14 protein-coding genes and 1 pseudogene are annotated in these 16,108 nt (G+C 65.3%); 13 read left to right on the top strand and 2 right to left on the bottom strand.

Annotated features, from left to right (window positions below; genetic code table 11):
- Positions 1–121: 121 nt before the first annotated feature.
- Entirely contained in the window at positions 122–1,009 is an 888-nt protein-coding gene (locus ACJASC_RS17255) for a GntR family transcriptional regulator (RefSeq protein WP_415147090.1), read from the bottom strand.
- A gap of 167 nt (positions 1,010–1,176) precedes the next feature.
- Here ACJASC_RS17255 and ACJASC_RS17250 point away from each other — a divergent pair, with 167 nt between their 5' ends.
- The 13 genes from ACJASC_RS17250 to ACJASC_RS17190 all read left to right on the top strand — a co-directional run bounded on the left by ACJASC_RS17250 (position 1,177) and on the right by ACJASC_RS17190 (position 14,978).
- Complete coding sequence (locus tag ACJASC_RS17250) at positions 1,177–1,689, top strand: AbrB family transcriptional regulator (protein WP_415147089.1); 513 nt, start codon at positions 1,177–1,179, stop codon at positions 1,687–1,689.
- Complete coding sequence (locus ACJASC_RS17245) at positions 1,607–2,185, top strand: AbrB family transcriptional regulator (RefSeq protein ID WP_415147088.1); 579 nt, start codon at positions 1,607–1,609, stop codon at positions 2,183–2,185. Before ACJASC_RS17250 ends, ACJASC_RS17245 begins: the two co-directional genes overlap by 83 nt.
- Positions 2,186–2,627: 442 nt before the next feature.
- Positions 2,628–3,617 (top strand): Bug family tripartite tricarboxylate transporter substrate binding protein, encoded by a 990-nt coding sequence (locus ACJASC_RS17240; protein ID WP_415147087.1) that lies wholly within the window; start codon positions 2,628–2,630, stop codon positions 3,615–3,617.
- 69 nt (positions 3,618–3,686) lie between these two features.
- Positions 3,687–4,118 carry a tripartite tricarboxylate transporter TctB family protein gene (locus ACJASC_RS17235; protein WP_415147086.1) on the top strand — a complete coding sequence of 144 codons (432 nt, stop codon included), beginning with the start codon at positions 3,687–3,689 and terminating at the stop codon, positions 4,116–4,118.
- A gap of 10 nt (positions 4,119–4,128) precedes the next feature.
- Complete coding sequence (locus ACJASC_RS17230; protein ID WP_415147085.1) at positions 4,129–5,673, top strand: tripartite tricarboxylate transporter permease; 1,545 nt, start codon at positions 4,129–4,131, stop codon at positions 5,671–5,673.
- 63 nt (positions 5,674–5,736) lie between these two features.
- Positions 5,737–6,807, top strand: a complete 1,071-nt coding sequence (locus ACJASC_RS17225; RefSeq protein ID WP_415147084.1) for an isocitrate/isopropylmalate dehydrogenase family protein — start codon at positions 5,737–5,739, stop codon at positions 6,805–6,807.
- Positions 6,808–6,893: 86 nt separating this feature from the next.
- Entirely contained in the window at positions 6,894–7,574 is a 681-nt protein-coding gene (locus ACJASC_RS17220; protein WP_415147083.1) for a hypothetical protein, read from the top strand.
- On the top strand, positions 7,568–8,857 hold the full coding sequence (otnK, locus tag ACJASC_RS17215; protein ID WP_415147082.1) for a 3-oxo-tetronate kinase: 1,290 nt from the start codon (positions 7,568–7,570) through the stop codon (positions 8,855–8,857). Before ACJASC_RS17220 ends, otnK begins: the two co-directional genes overlap by 7 nt.
- Positions 8,854–9,489 carry a 3-oxo-tetronate 4-phosphate decarboxylase gene (otnC, locus tag ACJASC_RS17210; protein WP_415147081.1) on the top strand — a complete coding sequence of 212 codons (636 nt, stop codon included), beginning with the start codon at positions 8,854–8,856 and terminating at the stop codon, positions 9,487–9,489. Before otnK ends, otnC begins: the two co-directional genes overlap by 4 nt.
- Positions 9,486–12,092 (top strand): aconitate hydratase AcnA, encoded by a 2,607-nt coding sequence (gene acnA / locus ACJASC_RS17205; RefSeq protein ID WP_415147080.1) that lies wholly within the window; start codon positions 9,486–9,488, stop codon positions 12,090–12,092. The genes otnC and acnA overlap by 4 nt, the downstream gene beginning before the upstream one ends.
- Complete coding sequence (locus ACJASC_RS17200; protein WP_415147079.1) at positions 12,089–12,760, top strand: transporter substrate-binding domain-containing protein; 672 nt, start codon at positions 12,089–12,091, stop codon at positions 12,758–12,760. The genes acnA and ACJASC_RS17200 overlap by 4 nt, the downstream gene beginning before the upstream one ends.
- A 92-nt stretch (positions 12,761–12,852) precedes the next feature.
- Positions 12,853–13,917 (top strand): class II fructose-bisphosphate aldolase, encoded by a 1,065-nt coding sequence (gene fba / locus ACJASC_RS17195; protein ID WP_415147078.1) that lies wholly within the window; start codon positions 12,853–12,855, stop codon positions 13,915–13,917.
- A gap of 50 nt (positions 13,918–13,967) precedes the next feature.
- Positions 13,968–14,978: a class 1 fructose-bisphosphatase gene (locus tag ACJASC_RS17190; RefSeq protein WP_415147077.1), complete on the top strand. Its 1,011-nt coding sequence runs from the start codon at positions 13,968–13,970 to the stop codon at positions 14,976–14,978.
- Positions 14,979–15,056: 78 nt separating this feature from the next.
- Here the strand turns inward: ACJASC_RS17190 and ACJASC_RS17185 are convergent.
- A pseudogene (locus tag ACJASC_RS17185) lies at positions 15,057–15,977 on the bottom strand (tyrosine-type recombinase/integrase); the annotation flags it as partial.
- Positions 15,978–16,108 lie beyond the last annotated feature (131 nt).

The raw sequence follows: 16,108 nt of genomic DNA, 5'->3' as shown, positions 1-16,108 counted from the left end.
GCCGGCGCCCGGTATCCGTGACCGAGAGAACCTCTACTTGGGATATGAAGCTATGGTCTGTCATAGCGTCAGGTCTTAGCAGCCAAGCAAGCTCATCCGTCAGGCGGCTCTCGGCGGATGCTTACGACCAATCTTGGGCGACTGGAACCTTCTGCTTTAGTGCGCCGGCCAGATGGCGGCGCATAATGAAGGAGGTCTCCAGAATGTCGCCGGTCTCGAGCGTGTCCAGAATCTGCAAGTGTTCGGTGCATTGTCGGATGAAGCGTGTCCGGTCGAACCGCGCGCGATACTCCATCAGTCGTCGCATCCGGTTCACCCGCTCCAGTGCCGTGTGGAAGAACGGGTTGCCGGACATCCGGATGATTGCTTCATGGAAATTGGCTCCAGTCGCGAGCAGTCGTTCGGGCGAGGCCACGGCGATGTCGCGTTCAAGCATGCTTTCTTGTGTCTGCCTTAGATCGCGCAGTATTTCCCGATCGGGCCGAAAGCTGGGTTCCAGCAGGGCGGCAGGCTCAATAGTCATGCGGAATCGGTAAATCTGCTCGAAAGCTTCGGGCGTGCTGACCACTGGCAGGAGGCGCCAACCGTAACCTGGCTTCTGCTCGGCCCAGCCCTCGCGGCCAGCCCGTGCCAGCAGATCGAGCAGGCGCGACTTGGTCAGCCCGTAGCGGTCTTGAAGAAGCTGAATCGTGACTTCGGAAGGAAGGCGTCCGCGCATCCAATCATTGGCCAAAACTTGGTAATCCGAGACGTCCGTTGCAGTATCAGAGATAATTTTTTTCGTTCGGGCGGCTGCGGCAGGGTCCACAAAGAAACCTCGATTAGGTTTTTGTTCGACCAAGCCCTTCTGCAACAGGAGCTCCAACGCTTCCCGGACGGGCGTGCGGGACACACCAAAGCGCTCGGCCAAGGCTTGGGCCCTGATATGTGCCGAAGGCGCGAGCGTGCCGGTAGCAATATCCTCTTGCAGTTCCCTGGCAATGCGCTCGGACAGGTCGCTCGTCTTCATCTCGTCTCCCTCAACGCCTCTGATCGAGGGCGATGATCCGTGATAGTCCAGCTGACGCCGCTGGCAAAGAGCATACCAAAGTTCGCCTGCTTAACTTGAACTTATAATGTGAAAAGTGCAATAAAGCTATAATGCCAGATGGTGGGTGGTGAAGCGAGGTGGGCGGTATGGCGGCAACGTTGCTATATGGTGCGGCGGGCGCTGCACTGTTCGAGTTCCTGCACCTGCCATTGCCGATGCTGCTCGGGCCGCTCTTTGCATGCCTTGCCGCGGGGCTGGCCGGGGCACGGATGGCCGGAACCGGACGCCTTGGCATCCTAATGCGTACTATCTTGGGCGTCGCTGTCGGAGCTTCTATTACGCCCGAGCTGCTGGAGCGGCTGCCGGGCATGGCGTATTCGGTAGCCCTAATCCCGCCCTTCATCCTGCTGATCGGGCTTATCGGCTACCCCTTCTTCCGCAGGCTTCGCGGTTTCGACGGGCCGACTGCCTTCTACGCCGCGATGCCCGGCGGGTTTCAGGACATGGTAGTGTTCGGCGAGGAGGCCGGGTGCGAACATCCGCAGTCTGTCACTTGTGCATGCGACGCGGGTCCTGATGATCGTGTCTGTCGCGCCTCTCGTTCTTACCTTCTACTATGGGCGAGGACTGGATGCGCCCTTGGGTGTCGCGTTGTCTGACCTGCCGCCGCACGAGCTGGCGCTCATGGCAGTGGCCTCGGTCGCGGGATGGCTTGGGGCGCAGCGGATTGGGTTGTTTGGCGCCTCGATCATCGGGCCGATGATCTTCGCCGCGCTGTTCAGTCTTTCCGGTCTCATCGAGCACAGGCCGCCTGCTTTGGCCATCATGGCGGCTCAGTTCTTCATCGGCTGCGCGATCGGCGCAAAATATACCGGTGTCACTTGGCAAGAGTTGCGGCACGACATCGCGTCCGGCGCTGTCTTTTGCCTCATCCTCTGCGTACTGGCCTTCGGCTTTGCCGAGGTGGTGTACAGGGCCGGCTGGGCGCCAGGGATGGAGGCGCTGCTTTCCTTTGCGCCGGGCGGGCAGGGGGAGATGGCCGTGCTGGCGATCGTGGCGAGCGCCGACCTCGCTTTCGTGGTCACGCATCACGTGGTGCGTATCGTCGTTGTCATCCTCGGAGCGCCGCTAATAGCAAGATTGCTGCGCTGGTAGGATCCCTTCTTGGCCTCAAGCATAGCGGCGGAACGTCGAACCGGTGGTGTGGCGGAACGATGCCGTTGCAACCGGTCGAGGGTTACGAAGATCAGAAAGCCCCTCAGGCGTCGGCTTGAGCTGCCAAAGGCGGCGCCAAAACGCATGGTTTCGGGCCGTCCCCAGCGGTGGATTTCGATTTTTCCCGTGGGGCGAGGATTTGGATCGTAGAAGCGCCGCCGGTGGTACGGGGTGCATTCTGGGCGCTTCTCAGTGCGGAAAGACTCGACGCACCGGGCGCATTCGGGAGCGGTGACGGATTAGTTGCATGAAATCAGTGGTGTAAAGGTTGGCGAGGTTTTCTCCTGTCACGCGCCCAGAATCATATTGCACAAATAGTTTTATAAGTGCAATGATGTGGGCGGGGAGAACACGCCCCGTCATGTTTTAGGGAGGAAACCGCATGAAGATCACGTCCACCTTTGCCGCCGCGAGCGCGCTCAGCCTCATGGGCTTGGCTGCGACCGTCGTGCAGGCGCAGGACTTTCAACCGGAAAACCCGGAATGCATTGCGCCGTCGGCGCCGGGTGGTGGCTGGGATTTCATCTGCCGCACGACTGCCAAGCACCTGTTCGATCTCGGAGTGATTGAGGGAACGATGCAGGTCAGCAACATGACTGGCGGCGGTGGCGGCGTGGCCTACGCCCATGTCAGTGGCAAGCGCAACGACGCCGACAACCTGATCATTGCGGCTTCGAACGGCACTACCTCGCGTCTGGCGCAGGGCGCCTATCCGGACGCCACCCCGGAGGATGTCGACTGGCTCGCGACCTTCGGGGCCGAGTACGGGGCGATCGCGGTCGATGCAGGTTCCGAGTTCCAGTCGCTCGAGGACCTGATGGGGGCGGTGCAGGAGGACCCGCGCTCGGTCTCCTTCGCCGGTGGTTCGGCTACGGGTGGCTATGACCACATCAAGCCGCTGCTTCTGGGCAAGGAGGCCGGCCTCGAGGATGTCCGTCAGATGAAGTATGTGGCCTTCTCGGGCGGCGGCGAAGCGATAACCGCGCTCTTGTCGGATTCAGTCACTGCCGTTTCGGGCGACTTCTCCGAGATCCGCGGCTTTATTGATTCGGGCGATATCCGCGTGCTCGCGGTGCTCTCGCCCGAGCGACTGGAAAGCTACCCTGACATCCCCACCGCTAAGGAGCAGGGCTTTGACGTGATCGGCGCCAACTGGCGCGGGCTCTACATGCCGGCAGGCGCGTCTGACGAGGCCAAAACCTTCTGGACCGACGCGATCCGCACCATGACCGAGAGCGAGGCCTTCAAGGAGGAGCTCAAGGCCGCCTCGATCGAGCCGCTGAACAATTTCGGCGAGGATATGGACGCCTTCGTCGCCGACAACATTCAGCAGATCACCGACATTTCCAAGGAGATCGGCATCATCAACTGATGCCGGTCCCGGCGGCCGTGCGCGCGTCCGCGCCGGCCGCCCAGCCCTAATCCCCGAGGGAGGAATACAATGAGCGACCGGATCTCCGGTGGAATCGGTATGGCCCTGGCCGTGTTCTATATCTGGGCCGCCACCATCATTCCCGAAAGCTTCATGGCAGATGCCATCGGGCCGAAGACCTTTCCGATCATCGTCGGCATCGTACTGGCGATCTGCTCGGCCTACATGGTGCTGCGCCCCGACCCCGAACCGGTCTGGCCACCGTTCCGCGACTTCATGGAAATCCTGCTCGCCGTCGCAGCGATGCTGGCCTACGCGATCGCGCTGCCCGAGTTGGGCTTTCTGGTCAGCACCATCTTCGCCACCGCCTACCTGACGTGGCGGCTGGGGTCAAAACCGCTGGGCGCGGCGATGACCGGCGTCGCCACCTCGCTGGGCATCTACGTTGTCTTTCACCTGATCCTCGGCCTGTCGTTGGCCAAGGGCCCGTTCGGCTTCTGAGGACCGCATCATGGACATTCTTGCCTCTCTCGCCGACGGTTTTCTTATCGCGCTGACCGTCGAGAACCTCTTCCTCGCTCTGATCGGATGTTTCCTCGGCACCCTGATGGGCGCACTGCCGGGCCTCGGGCCCGCCAACGGCGTGGCGATCCTGATCCCGATCGCCTTTTCTCTGGGGCTTGGCCCCACGCCCTCGCTGATCCTACTGACCTCGGTCTATTACGGCGCCATGTATGGCGGCCGGATCTCCTCGATCCTGCTGAACATCCCCGGCGACGAGCCGGCAATGATGACGTGCCTTGACGGCTATCCGATGGCCCAGCAGGGCAAGGCCGGCGAGGCGCTGTCGCTCTCGGGTATCGCCAGCTTCGTGGGGGCCTTCTTTGCCACCTGGGGCCTCGTGCTGCTGGCACCACAGCTGGTGAAGATCGCCCTGCTGTTCGGCCCGGCAGAGTACTTCGTGTTGTTCACCTTGGCCTTTGCCACGCTGGGCGGCATCTCCTCAACCAATCAGGCCAAATCAGCGCTGGCCGCGGCGATCGGTCTTGGTATCGCAATGATCGGCATCGACACCCAGACTGGGGTGCAGCGGTTTACTTTTGGAGAAATCCACCTGTTCGACGGCATCGATTTCCTGATTGCCATCGTCGGGCTGTTCGCCCTGTCCGAGGTGTTCATCTTCCTCGAGCATCATCGCGGCGGCGCGGTTGGCAAATCCGGCGGAATACAGATTGGCCGACTGCTTCCCGAGATGGCGGTGCTCAAGCGCTGCCTGCCCACCATGGGCCGTTCCTCCATCATCGGTTTCATTGCTGGCGTGCTACCCGGGGCAGGTGCCTCGCTGGGCTCCTTTCTCGCTTACAGCTTGGAAAAGCAGGTTGTCGATCGCGAGGGCAAGACTTTCGGCACCGGCGATCCGCGCGGTGTTGTCGCTCCCGAGGTCGGCAACAACGCGGCCTCTGGTGGGGCCCTAGTGCCGATGCTGGCACTTGGCGTGCCGGGCTCGGGCACCACGGCGGTGCTGCTTGCGGTCCTTCTCTCGCTCAACATCACGCCGGGGCCTTTGCTCTTCACTCAGAACCCGGATGTGGTCTGGGGACTGATCGCGGCGCTGTTCATTGCCAACTTCATGCTGCTGGCGCTCAACATCCCGATGGTCGGCCTGTTTACCCGCGTGCTGCTGATCCCCACGCGCATCCTGATGCCGGTCGTGGCGATGATCTCCTTCGTCGGCATCTACGGCATCTCGGGCTCGACCTTCGACCTGATGCTGATGGTCGGTTTCGGGGTGATGGGCTGGGTGCTCAGGAAGATCGACGTGCCGCTGGTGCCGGTGATCCTTGGCATCCTGCTCGGCAACGAAATGGAAGTGAACCTGCGCCGCGCAATGACGATCTCGGACGGCGACTGGACCGCGCTGATCGGCAGCCCGCTCGCGGTGGCGCTGTGGGTGATCGCGATCACCGGCTTCGTGCTGCCGATGATCATGGGTCGGCGCGTGAAGTCCAGGATTGAGGCAGAGCGCCCGGTCGAGGAGATGCAACAGGTCGACTGACCTCTGCTTTCAACAATTTCGGGCGCCCCCCGGGGTTGCCCGCCCCCAAAAGGAGAATTGACTATGCGTATCATGACCCTGCCATGCGACGGGATCGGGCCCGAGATCATGACGGCCACACTCGAAGTGATGCAGGCAGCCAACCGCCGCTTCGATCTTGGGATGATCTTCGAGGAGGCCGAAAGCGGTTTCGCTTCGCTCGAAAGACACGGCATCACCCTGCGCGACGAAGTGCTGGATCGGGCCCGCGATTGCGACGGCATCATCCTGGGCACACAGAGCCACATGGATTACCCGGCCTTGGCGCAAGGTGGGCGCAACGTCTCGGCCAGTTTCCGCGTTGGACTCGATCTCTACGCCAATGTCCGGCCGGCGCGGTCGCGCGATGTCGTGCCGAACAAGGCCCCCGGCATGGATCTGGTGATCATGCGGGAGGCGACCGAGGGCTTTTACCCGGACCGCAACATGCATCGCGGCGTGGGCGAGATGATGCCCGACCCCGACATGGCGCTTTCGGTGCGCAAGATCACCCGCCACGCCTCGATGCGGATCTGCCGCGAGGCATTCAAGCTGGCGATGCAGCGCCGCCGGAAAGTCGCCGCGATTCACAAGGCGAACTCGTTCCTGATGACCGACGGGCTGTTCCTCGAATGCTTCCGCACCGTGGCGCGTGAGTTCCCCGAGGTCGAGACCGAGGAGCTGATCGTCGACGCATTCGCGGCGCTCTTGGTGCGCAAGCCCGAGGCCTATGACGTGGTCGTCGCCACCAACTTCTACGGCGACATCCTGTCGGACCTCGCCTCGGAGCTGTCCGGCTCGCTCGGCCTGGCCGGGTCGATCAACGCCAATGCGGAGACCGGGCTCTGCTGTGCGCAGGCCCAGCACGGCTCGGCCCCTGACATCGCCGGACGCAATGTCGCGAACCCGACCTCGCTCATCCTGTCGGCGTCGATGATGCTGTCGTGGCTGGGCGAACGGCGGGGCGAGACCCGGCTGATGCAGGCGGGCGACGTGATCCATCGCGCCGTCGATGCGGTCATCGACGATCCAGCCCGTCGCACCCGCGACTTGGGCGGCACGGTGAACACCGATGAGTTCGGGCGGTACGTAAGCGAGGCAGTCGCGACCGTCTGATCGCGGGGCGCGCGCTCCCACGCGTTCCGCGCGGGACGGCGGTACCTCCCCCCGCCGTCCCCCAATCTCCCAGCAAAGGACAAGACATGTCGGAGAGCCCGCGCATCGTGCTGATTCACGCCACTCGGGTGGCAATGGCGCCGATCGAAACCGCATTCAATGAGAGTTGGCCCGAGGCCGAGACACTCTCGGTCCTTGAGGAGGGGCTCTCGATCGATCTTGCAAAGGGGCGGGCGACCCGCGATGCGCTCGACGCGCGCATTGGGGCACTCGCCGATTACGCGATGGGGCTGAGGCCGGATGCGATCCTCTACACCTGCTCGTCCTTCGGTCGCGGCATCGAGCATGCGGCGCGGCGGCTGCCGATCCCGGTGCTCAAGCCCAACGAGGCGATGTTCGTGCAGGCGCTCGGTGCGGGGCGGCGCATCGCGATGCTCTACAGCTTCGCGCCCGCCGCCGAGGGCATGGAGCGTGAATTCCAGGAGGCTGCGGTGTTGACGGGCGCCGAGGCGTCGATCCATTCGGTGCATGTGCCCGGCGCGCTGGACGCGCTCGGCTCGGGCGACACGGCCACGCATGACCGGCTGGTCGCCGAGGCGGCGGCCGGGATCGAGGGAGCCGACGCGGTGATGCTGGCGCATTTCTCGATGAGCCGGGCGGCGGCCATGGCCCGCGCGGCGACACCGCTGCCGGTGCTGACCAGCCCCGAAACCGCGATCGCCGCGCTGAAGGCGCGGCTCCATATCGAGGAGGCGGCACCATGCTGATCGGCGTGATCGCGGACGATTTCACCGGCGGCAGCGACATCGCAAACACGCTGGCTCGCGGTCTGCCACCAGAGGGCGGGCTGCGCTGTGCCCAGTATCCCGGTGTTCCGCAGGAGCCCGCGGCGCGCGATATCGACGCCGGGATTATCTCACTCAAGAGCCGATCGATTCCGACCAAGGACGCGGTGACGCAATCGCTTGCCGCGCTCGACTGGCTCTTGGCGCAGGGCTGCGAGCAAATCGTCTTCAAGTACTGCTCGACCTTCGACTCGACCGATGACGGCAATATCGGCCCCGTGGCCGAGGCACTGGCGCAAAGGCTGGGGGCGAAGGGCGTCACGGTCTGTCCAGCCTTCCCGGCGGCGGGGCGCACGGTCTATCGCGGCCATCTGTTCGTCGGCGACCGGCTGCTCAGCGAAAGCGGGATGCAGCATCATCCGCTTACCCCGATGCGTGACCCGGACCTGCGCCGGGTTCTGAGCCGGCAGACCCGCGCGACGATCGGTCTGGTGGACTGGCCGGTGGTGGCGCAGGGCGCGCCGGCGCTGCGGGCTGCTCTGGATGCGGCGGCCGGGCGGGACGAGACCTTTCTGGTTATCGATGCGATCCGCGACGCTGATCTCGCCGAGATCGGTGCGGCGCTCGACGGCGCGGCGCTCGTCACCGGTGGCTCGGGCATCGCAATGGGTCTGCCGCGCAACTTCATTCGGGCGGGGCGCATGGCAGGGGGGCGCGTGGACTTCGCTTCTGCCGAAGGGCCTGGTGCGATCCTTGCCGGCTCCTGCTCGGGCGCGACGCGCGGACAGGTCGAGCACCATGCCGCCCGCCATCCCGCCATGGCGATCGATGTGGCGGCGGTGATGGAGGGACGGCTGAGAGCGTCGGATCTTCACGACTTCATCGCGGAGCACCGCGACGCTGCACCGCTGGTCTATTCGTCGGGTAGCCCTGACGAAGTCACAGCTCTCCAAACGCGCTATGGACGTGAGCGGGTCGCGGAGTGCCTCGATGCGCTGTTCGCCGGGGCCGCTCGTGCGCTGGTGGAAGATGGCTGGCATCGCATCGTCGTCGCCGGCGGTGAGACCTCGGGCGCGGTGGCGCAGGCGGTCACGACGGCGTTCGGCTGCCGGGCGATGCGCATCGGCCCGGAGATCGATCCGGGCGTGCCGGTGCTGGACCTCGGCTCTGTCGACGCGCCGCTGCTGCTGGCGCTCAAATCGGGAAATTTCGGTTCGCCAGACTTCTTCGAAAAGGCACTGCGCATGATGGGAGGCGCGGCATGACGCCTGAGGAACGCGATGCCCGAACCGAAATGGCCCGCTTGTGCCGATCCCTTTTTGAACGCGGTTTCTCGGTCGGCAGCGCCGGCAATGTCTCGGTCCGGCTGGAGGACGGCTATCTGGTCACGCCGACCAATTGCCGCCTCGGCGACCTCGAGCCGGATCGGATCGCAAAGCTCGATCGCGATTTCGCGCATCTGTCCGGCGACAGGCCGACCAAGGAGGTGTTCCTGCATCGCGCCTTTCTGAAAACGCGGCCCGAGGCCCAGGCGGTCGTGCATCTGCATTCGACCTGGGCCACGGCGCTGTCCTGCTTGGTCGACACCAACCCCGAGGACTGCGTGCCGCCGCTTACCCCCTATGTGGTGATGCGGGTAGGGAAGGTGCGGTTGTTGCCGTATGTGCGCCCCGGCGATCCGCGCATGGGCGAAATGATCCACGGCCTCGACGGACGGTTCGCGGCGGTGCTGCTGGCCAATCACGGGCCGGTCGTCACGGGCCGGACCCTGTTCGACGCGGTCGCCGCCGCGGAAGAACTCGAGGAGACGGCGAAACTGCTCGTTGCGCTGCGCGGTCAGCCCGTCCGTCTGCCCGACGAGACGCAGGTCACCGAGCTTCACGAGGTGTTCGGATGAGCAAGCCGGTTCCTCTCCCGCGCTCGGAAATCGAGACCGCCAGCGGCCGGCTGCGCGTGACCGATCTACCCATGATCCTCGGGGCGCGGCTGCCGCGCCTGCCGCATGTGTTGCGGCTTTTGGCCGAAAACCACCTGCGCGCCACCGGCGAGGTGGCGCCGTTGCTCGCGGCGCTGGACGACTGGCTTGAGGGCCGGCGGAAAGCCTTCGAGATCACCTTCCAGCCCAACCGGCTGCTGATGCACGACACCACCTGCACCCCGGCGCTGGCTGACATCGCCGGCTTGCGCGACGCGGTGGCGGAGGCAGGCGGTGACCCGCGCACGCTGTCACCACAGCTCCCGGTCGAGGTCTCGGTCGATCATTCGCTGGCGGTCGATCTCTACGCCCGCCCTGGATCTGCCCGCCGCAACGCCGCGCGGGAAATCGCGCGCAACCGTGAGCGCTACGCCTTCATGAAATGGGCCTCGCACAACCTTCCCGGGGTGCATGTCAATCCGCCGGGCACTGGGATTATGCACACCATCAATCTCGAACAGCTGGCCTCGGTGCTGGAGATCGGCGCGGACGGAGCCGCGCATCCAGACATGCTGCTGGGCACCGACAGCCACACGCCGATGATTAACGGTATCGGCGTGATGGCCTGGGGCGTTGGGGGGCTTGAGGCGGAGAGCGTGATGTTCGGCCAGCCCGCGACGCTGGCGATGCCCGAAGTGGTGGGCGTCAAGCTTACTGGCGAACTGGCGCCGGGCGTGCTCTCGACCGACCTCGCGCTCGAGGTGACGCATCGGCTGCGGGAGATCGGCGTGGCGGGCAGCTTCGTCGAGTTCTTCGGACCGGGCGTGTCGGGCCTGAGCGCCGGTGACCGCGCGGTGATCGCCAACATGGCGCCGGAATACGGCGCCTCGACCGGGCTGTTCCCGGTGGATGGGCAGGTGGTGAACTACCTGCGGCAGACCGGACGGCCGGAGGCGCTGGCCGCCACCATTGCGCCCGCCTTCCGCGCCATGGGTGTGTGGTTCGACCCGGGGGCCTGTCCGCGCTTCGACCGGGAGATTTCGATCGACCTGTCGGCGCTGGCGCCAAACCTTGCCGGTCCGCGCCGGCCGCAGGACCGCTGCGCGCCCGCCGAGGCTCATGCGCGCGTCGAGGAGGCCATCGGCCGGCCGCTTGTCGAGACTGCGGTTGGCGTCCCTGACGGGGCTGTCGGCATCGCCGCGATCACCAGCTGCACGAACACCTCCGACCCGCGACTGCTGGTCACCGCGGCGCTCTTGGCACGCAAGGCCCGCGCACGGGGTCTGTCCGCCGCGCCTTGGGTGAAGACCTCCCTCGCGCCGGGCTCGCCCTCGGCGGCACGCTATCTCGAGCGCGCCGGGCTCATGGGCGATCTCTCGGCACTCGGCTTCGACATCGTGGGCTTCGGCTGCACCACCTGCATCGGCAATTCCGGCCCGCTGCCGGAACCGATCGAGGCGGCGATGGCCCAAGGGCGAGCGGTCTGCGCCGTGCTTTCGGGCAACCGCAACTTCCCCGGGCGCGTGCATCCGAAGCTCGACCTCGGCTACCTCGCCTCGCCACCTCTGGTTGTGGCCTACGCGATCCTGGGCCGGATCGACGGCGACATCCTCACCGCTCCCTTGGGCCGGGACATGGAAGGCAGGCCGGTGCACCTGCGTGAGATTTGGCCCGAAGAGGCGGAGATCTCGGCGGCGCTGCACGCGGGCCTCGTTGCAGGGGACGTGCCCGACGCTTTCACCGAGGCCGCCGACAACCCCGACTGGGCTGCGATCGAAAGCCCGGCCAGCCCGCGCTTCCCCTGGGACCCGGCCTCGCGCAATCTGCGCCGCCCGGCCTTCGCGACGCTGGAACAGCGGAGCCGTCTTGGCCGCTATGCTGCTGCGCCGCTGCTGGTGCTGGGCGACGACATGACCACCGATCACATTTCTCCGGCCGGCCGGATCATGGCCGACAGCGCCGCCGGACGCTGGCTAATCGCGCGCGGCGCCGATCCGGAGGACCTCAACGTCTACGCCTCCTACCGCGGCAACTGGGAAGTGATGCTGCGAGGGTTGTTCACAAACCGCCTCGCGCACAACCACCTCGCTGAAGATCTCGCCCCGGCCGAGACGCTGCTGGAGGACGGCAGCTGCCTGCCGCTCTTCGATGCGGCGGCGCAGCTTGCAGCTCAGGGGCGAAGCGGCGTCATTCTCGCGGGCGAACGCTATGGCATGGGATCGAGCCGCGACTGGGCCGCGAAGGGCGTGGCACTGCTGGGCTGCCGTGCGGTGATCGCACGCAGCTTCGAGCGCATCCATCGCACCAACCTGATCGGCATGGGCGTGCTGCCGCTGGAGATCCGCGGGGACTTCATGCCGGAAGAAGCCGGCATTGCGCCCGGCGACCGCTTCGAGATCGACTCCCGACCTGAGAAGCTCGTGCCGCGAGACACGATTTCTGTGACATGGCAGCGTGCCAACGGCCGTGGCGTGCCGCTCGATTGCCGCGCCGCGGTCGAGACGCGGGTCGAGGTTGAGTTGCTGCGGCAGGGCGGCGTTTTGGCCGCGATCCTGAAACGGGTTCTGAAACGAGAAGCAGCATGACAGCACTTGAAGATATCGCGCAGGGACCGCGCCTGCGTGCGGCGATCAATACCGGCAACCGGGCGCTTGTGCAGGAACGGAACGGCACCTTCCACGGTGTCAGCCCGGCGCTGGCCCGGCGGTTGGCGGAAGCGATCGGCAAGCCACTTGAGTGCATCCGCTACGAGGGAGCAGGGGCCGTCGTTGCCGATGCTGGTGCGGATCGCTGGGACGTGGCTTTCCTGGCCGTGGATCCTGCGCGCGCCAATGTCATTGCCTTCACGCGGGCCTACCACCTGATCGAGGCGATCTACGCGGTGCGGACCGATAGCCCGATCCGTGACATCTCCGAGATCGACAGGTTGGGGCAGGTGGTGATGGTGGCCAAGGGGTCGGCCTATGATCTACATCTGAGCCAGACCTTATGCCATGCCGAATTGCTTCGAGCAGCATCACCCGGCGACTCCTTCAGGCGTTTCGCGGCGGGCGAGGGCGACGTCGTCGCCGGCGTGCGGCAGAGCCTCGAGGGTCATTTCGCCGATGTGCCCGGCATGCGGTTTCTCGATGGCGCGATCACGCAGGTGGCCCAAGCCATGGCGCTACCCGTGGCGCGAGCCGAGGCGCTGTCGGCGCTGGACCGGTTCGTATCGGAAGCAATTTCAGACGGTTTCGTCGCGAGCGCGCTCTGAACCCCTCGCGCCAGAATCCAAAGACGGCGCGGACACTGTCTTATGCCGGACCGTGACCCGTCGCCATTCATCACTTTAGGAAAGCCCCACCTATGCCTCTCGTTGCGATGCGCTCCATTCTTGACCATGCCGCGGAGCATGACTGCGGCCTGCCAGCCTTCAACATCACCAACATGGAAACCATGCTCGGCGTGATGCAGGCCGCGGACCGCACGAACAGCCCGGTGATCCTTCAGGTCACTCGCAGCGCACGGAAGTTCGCAGGCGACACGGTGCTGTCCCACCTTGTCCGGGGCGCACTCGAGGGCTGGTCGCATCTTCCGATCTGCATTCACCAAGACCACGGTAACAGTCCCGGCACCTGTCGCGAGGCGATGGATCTGGGGTTCTCGTCGGTGATGATGGACGGCTCGTTGGAGGCAGACGGCAAGACCCCGGCTTCGTTCGACTACAATACCCGCGTGACGCGGGCTGTGGTGGAAGAGGCCCATGCGCGTGGCGTCTCCGTCGAAGGCGAAATCGGCTGCCTCGGCTCGCTGGAAACCGGCACCGGCGATCAGGAAGACGGACACGGTTTCGAAGGCACGCTCGACCGCGAGCGGTTGCTGACCGACCCCGAGGAGGCGGCGACCTTCGTGAATGCCACCGACGTCGATGCGCTGGCGGTGGCGATCGGCACCTCGCATGGTGCCTACAAGTTCAGCCGCAAGCCGACTGGCGACATCCTTGCCATCGACGTGCTGCGCGGGATCCATGCGCGCCTGCCTTCGACGCACCTGGTCATGCACGGCGCTTCGACCGTGCCGGAAGACCTGCAAGAGCTGATCAACGCCCATGGCGGCCAAATCCCTGCCACCTTCGGCGTGCCACTTGAGGAGGTGGAGGCCGGCATCCGCTACGGGGTGCGCAAGGTCAACATCGACACCGACATCCGCATGGCGGTGACCGGTACGATCCGCCGGTGCTTTGCCGAAAGCCCGTCGAGTTTCGACATCCGCGGTTACATGGGGCCCGCGATCGAGGCCACGCGTCGGCTGTGCGAGGAGCGGTTCGAGCGGTTCGGATGCACGGGCAAGGCCGCCACTCTCAGGCCCGTATCTTTGTCCGAGATGGCCGGGCGCTACGCCGCCGGCGGCTTGACGCAGCGGGTCGCCTGAACCGGGCCCCCGCCAGTTCTACTTCGTTTCCTCCCGAAAGGCATACGACTATGCAGTCCCGCAAGACGCTTGCGCAGTTCCTCAACGAAGAACGTTTTCCACATGGCGCGGACGAATCCCTGACGCGGCTGCTCAGTGATGTCGCCACCGCCTGCAAGCGCATCGCGGTCGCGCTGCAACAGGCCGCGTTCACGGGTCAGCATGGCAGCGAGGGCACGCAGAACGTCCAAGGCGAGACGCAGAAAAAGCTCGACGTAATCGCCAACGACATCTTCCTGGAATGCTGCGAGCCGGGCGGCACGCTGTGCGCCATGGTGTCCGAGGAGATGGAGGAAATCCATCTCGTGCCGCCGCACCTTCCGCGGGGCCAATACGTGCTGCTGTTCGATCCGCTGGACGGCTCATCCAACATCGACGTGAACACCTCCGTGGGCTCGATCTTCTCTGTGCTTCGGGCAAGGGATGATGCGCCGACGCTACGTTCGGTGCTTCGGCCCGGCGTGAAGCAGGTCTGCGCCGGTTACGTGATCTATGGCCCGAGCACGATGCTGGTGCTGTCCCTTGGACATGGCGTGCATGGCTTTACGCTCGATACGGAAGCCGGGGAGTTCTGCCTGACGCACCCGGAGATGACGGTGCCTGCCGAGACCTCGGAGTTTGCGATCAACGCGGCGCGGTTACCGCTGTGGGAAGAGCCTGTCCGGGCCTATGTCGAGGAATGCCTCGCTGGCGCCGACGGGGTGCGCCAGCGCAGCTTCAACATGCGGTGGGTGGCCTCGATGGTGGCAGAGGTACATCGCATCCTGCTTCGGGGCGGTGTGTTCCTCTATCCCATGGACCGAACGCTTCGAGAGAGTGGGGGCAAGCTGCGCCTGCTTTACGAGGCCAATCCGATGGGTTTCCTGATCGAACAGGCAGGAGGCATGGCCAGCACCGGGCGGACGCGAATTCTTGAGATCGCGCCCGAAGGACCGCATCAGCGCGTTCCGGTCATTCTGGGGTCGGCGTGCGAAGTGGGAAGGATCGTCGAACTCCATCGCAAGCTCGAAGACGCTCCGTAGTGGGTTGTGTCGTGTCACGTTAAATAGCCCCGTGCCTTGTGGACGCCAACTTCCCTAATTTTGATGCAAGGAGGTCAGCTATAACCCTGCGGCCTTGGTCAGGTTGACCCGGAACCTGTCCCGATCGCGCTGATATCGGCGGGTCATCTCGGCCGAGGCGTGACCGAGCTGCTTTTGGACATGACGCTCATCGATCTCGGCCGACGAGGCGAGCCCGGCGCGCAGCGAGTGGCCGGCGAAAAGAGCGCGGCGCTCGGCCTCGGGCAGCTCGGGCCGCAACCCGGCGGCAAGTGCGGTGCGCTGCACCAGCCGGGCCACGTGACGGTCGTTGAGGCGGCGCTCCAGCACATGGATGCCGTCGCGACTGACAGCGGTGAAGAGCGGGCCGAAATCGATCTTCGCGAAATGCAGCCAGCGTTCCAGCGCCTGGACCGGACAGGTGGCGACGCTGGACCCGCGCGCGATCTCGACCGTGCGCCAACCGGTCTTGCCGCGCAGCGTCACGAGCGCCCCGGCCTCGAGGATCTCCACCCAGCCGGTGCCGTCCATGGTGTCGTCCTTGCCGTGGTCGAGACCGACGATCTCGGAGCGGCGCAGTGCCCCCGCGAAGCCGATGAGCAGCATCGCCCGGTCGCGCAGGCCCCGCAGATTGTGGCCCAGCGTGGCGAGCATGGCGCGGAGGTCCTCGGGCCCGATTGCCTCCTTCTGCAACGGCGGCCGGGCATGGCGACGGCGGATGCCCGCGAGGACCGATGAGATGTGCCGGTCGCGGCGGTCGAGCCGGACCCCGCGCTGCGTGTAGCCCCAGGACAGCCCGGCCAGCCGGCGCTCGATCGAGGCCACCGAGAGGGCGCGGGTCTTGCCCGCGGGAGCCGCGAGATCGGTGATGTAGAGCCCGATCAGTTCGGGCGACGGGGGCAGGGGATCGGCGCCCTTCATCCGACACCAGCGGGTGAAGGTCGTCCAGTCGCGCGTATAGGCGATGCGGGTGTTTTCAGAGATCTGAACCGCCCCGGGTTCGCCGGAGGCTGATTGGTTTCAGCTACGCGGCCATGCTCGATGTTTCCAGAGCCGCGTAGTAATTTGCCTCCGCCTCTGCGGGAGGGATGTTGCCGATGGGCTCGAGCAGG

This window comes from Limimaricola cinnabarinus (genome assembly GCF_047631075.1).
Taxonomy (GTDB): domain Bacteria; phylum Pseudomonadota; class Alphaproteobacteria; order Rhodobacterales; family Rhodobacteraceae; genus Limimaricola; species Limimaricola cinnabarinus.
The sequence above is the reverse complement of the archived record's forward strand: the minus strand, read 5'-3'. Positions and strand labels throughout refer to the sequence as shown.